This window comes from Streptomyces sp. SID5785 (assembly GCF_009870065.1).
Classification (GTDB): domain Bacteria; phylum Actinomycetota; class Actinomycetes; order Streptomycetales; family Streptomycetaceae; genus Streptomyces.
Genome location: NZ_WWIA01000824.1, coordinates 1 through 3,254, shown reverse-complemented (window position 1 = coordinate 3,254; position 3,254 = coordinate 1). Strand labels below are relative to the sequence as shown.

The following is a 3,254-nucleotide window of genomic DNA, read 5'->3' as shown; positions in this document are numbered from 1 at the left end:
GCCCACGATGTGCACGACGTCGACCGGCCTGTCCGCGAGGCGCGCCGCGTCGGCGATCGCGCGGCGGTGGGCGAGGGCCAGGGAGTCGAGGATGCAGCGGGTCGTCTCCGCCGGGGTGCGCGGCTCGGGCTGGCCGGTGGCCCGGCACGCGGCGGCGATGCGCGCGGGCATGTCGCCGGGCGCGAGGAACGCCGGGTCCCCCGCGTCGACGACCGAGCGCAGCGGTTCGGCCCGGGCCGCGCCCTCGAGCAGAGCCTCCAGCTCGGGGTGCCCCCAGTCGCGCCGGCACTCCTCGAGCAGCCACAGGCCCATGATGTTGCGCAGGTAGCGCACGGTGCCGTCGATGCCCAGCTCGTTGGTGAAGTTGGCCGCGCGGCTCTCCTCGCCGAGCACGGGCGCGTCGAGCTCCAGCCCGGCCAGCGACCACGTGCCCGTGCAGATGTACGCGAAGTGCTCCTCGGTCGCCGGGACCGCGGCCACGGCCGATGCCGTGTCGTGCGAGGCGACGGCCCGCACCGGCACCGGTCCGCTCAGCCCGGTCTCCCGCAGCACGTGCGGGAGCAGCTCGCCCGCCGGGTCGCCGGGGTGGCGCAGCGGGGCGAACAGGCCGAGGTCGATCCCGGTGCGCGCCGCGACGTCGCGCGCCCAGTCCCCGGTGCGCGGGTCGATCAGCTGGGTCGTGGAGGCGTTGGTCAGCTCCGTGCCCTGCCGCCCCGTCAGCCAGTACGTGATGAGGTCGGGGATCATCAACAGCCGCTTCGCCGCTTGCAGTTGGACTGTGTCGCGGGCGGCCGCCAGCTGGTACAGCGTGTTGAACGGCGCGTACTGGATGCCGGTCGCCGCGTACAGCTCGGCGGGCGGCACGTGCGGATGGATGATCCGCTCCGCGACCCCCTCGGTGCGGGGGTCGCGGTAGTGGAACGGGTTGCCCAGGAGCGCCCCGTCGGCGTCGAGCAGGCCGTGGTCCACCGCCCAGCTGTCGATGCCGACCGAGCGGACCGGACCGGCCGCGCGCAGGCCGTCCAGGATCCCGGCGTACAGGCCCAGGATGTTCCAGTGCAGCGTGTCGCCGGTGCGGACCGGGGTGTTGGGAAAGCGGTGGCACTCCGTCAGCGACAGGGTGCCGGAGGTGACGCGGGCCGTCATGACACGGCCGCTGGACGCGCCGAGGTCGATGGCGGCGTAGGGAGCGGAGTTCATCGGAGGTCGCCTTTGCGGCCGTTCGCGGAGCGAGGTACGGGCGGGGGACGGTGCGGGTCAGCGCAGGAAGGCGGCGGCGACGCCCGCGTCCACCGGGATGTGCAGGCCCGTCGTGTGGGTGAGGTCGCCGCCGGTCAGCGCGAAGACCGCGTTGGCGACGTGCTCGGGTAGCACCTCGCGCTTGAGCAGCGTCCGCTGGGCGTAGAACTCGCCGAGCTTGTCCTCCTCGATGCCGTACGTCGCGGCCCGCTGCGCGCCCCAGCCGCTCGCGAAGATGCCGGAGCCGCGCACGACGCCGTCCGGGTTGACGCCGTTGACCCTGATGCCGTCGCCGCCCAGCTCCGCGGCGAGCAGCCGTACCTGGTGCGCCTGGTCGGCCTTGGTCGCGGAGTAGGCGATGTTGTTGGGGCCGGCGAACACCGCGTTCTTCGACGCGATGTACACGATGTCTCCGCCCATGCCCTGGGCGCGCATCGCACGGGCCGCCTCCCGCGACACGAGGAACGAGCCGCGCGCCATGATGTCGTGCTGGAGGTCCCAGTCCTCGGCCGTCGTCTCCAGGAGCGGCTTGGAGCGCGAGATGCCGGCGTTGTTCACCACCAGGTCGACGCCGCCGAAGGCCAGCGCCGCCGCGGCGAAGGCCGCGCCGATCTGCTCCTCGGAGGTGACGTCGACGCTCACGGCGACGGCCCGGTCGGGCCCGCCGATCTCCTCGGCGACCGACCCCGCGGCCTCGGCGTTCACATCGGCGACGACCACGCACGCGCCCTCCGCCGCGAGCCGGTGCGCGATGGCCCGGCCGATGCCGCTGCCCGCGCCGGTCACGAGCGCCACCCGGGTCGCCAGGGGCTTCGGCTCCGGCATCCGCCGGATTTTGGCCTCCTCCAGGGACCAGTACTCGATGCGGAACTTCTCCGACTCCTCGATCGGGGCGTACGTGGAGACGGACTCCGCGCCGCGCATCACGTTGATCGCGTTGACGTAGAACTCGCCCGCCACGCGCGCGGTCTGCTTGTCCTTGCCGAACGAGAACATGCCGATGCCGGGGACGAGGACGATCGCCGGGTCGGCGCCGCGCAGCGCGGGCGAGTCGGGCGTCGCGTGCCGCGCGTAGTAGGCGGCGTACTCGGCGCGGTACGCGGCGTGCAGCTCGCGCAGCCGTGCCTCGACCGCGTCGAGCGGAGCGGTCGGCGGCAGGTCGAGCACGAGCGGGCGGACCTTGGTGCGCAGGAAGTGGTCGGGGCAGGACGTGCCGAGCGCCGCGAGCCGCGGGTGTTCCGTGCTCGCGAGGAAATCGAGCACGGTCGCCGAGTCGTCGAAGTGGCCGACCTGGGGACGGTCCGCGGAGGCCAGACCCCGGACGAGCGGCGCAAGCCGGGCGGCGCGGGCCCGCCGCTCGGCCGCGCCGAGCGCCGCGTACCCCTCGAGGACCGGGCCGAACGGCTCCGGCCTGCCGCGCTCGGCGAGGAAGGCCTCGGCCGTGCGGATCACGAACAGCGAGTTGGCCTCGCACTCCTGCGCGGTGTCGCCCCACGCCGTGATGCCGTGGCCGCCGAGCACGCAGCCCACCGCCTCCGGGTGGCTCTCCTTGATCGCGGCGATGTCCAGGCCGAGCTGGAATCCGGGCCGCCGCCACGGCACCCACACGACCTTGTCGCCGAAGCACTCGGCGGTCAGCTTCTCGCCGTCGGCCGCGCAGGCCAGCGCGATCCCGGAGTCGGGGTGCAGGTGGTCGACGTGCGGGGCGTCCACCAGACCGTGCATCGCGGTGTCGATGGACGGGGCGGCGCCGCCCTTGCCGTGCAGGCAGTAGTCGAAGGCGGCGACCATCTCGTCCTCGCGCTCGACGCCCGGGTACACCTCGGCCAGCGCGCGCAGCCGGTCGAGGCGCAGCACCGCGAGCCCGTTCTCGGTGAGCGTGCCGAGGTCGCCGCCCGAGCCCTTCACCCACATCAGCTCGATGTCACGGCCGGTGACGGGGTCGAGGGCCGGTCCCTTGGCGGAGGTGTTGCCGCCGGCGTAGTTGGTGTTGCGCGGATCGGCGCCGAGCCGGT

Annotated in this window: 2 protein-coding genes; both read right to left on the bottom strand. The window is 73.9% G+C overall.

The window, feature by feature from the left end; all coding sequences use genetic code 11:
* Positions 1–1,200: rhamnulokinase family protein (locus GTW43_RS26845; protein WP_161304550.1), on the bottom strand; the 1,200-nt coding region annotated here is incomplete at its 3' end.
* Positions 1,201–1,257: 57 nt separating this feature from the next.
* The coding region (locus GTW43_RS26840) for a bifunctional aldolase/short-chain dehydrogenase (protein ID WP_161304549.1) at positions 1,258–3,254 on the bottom strand (1,997 nt) is incomplete at its 5' end.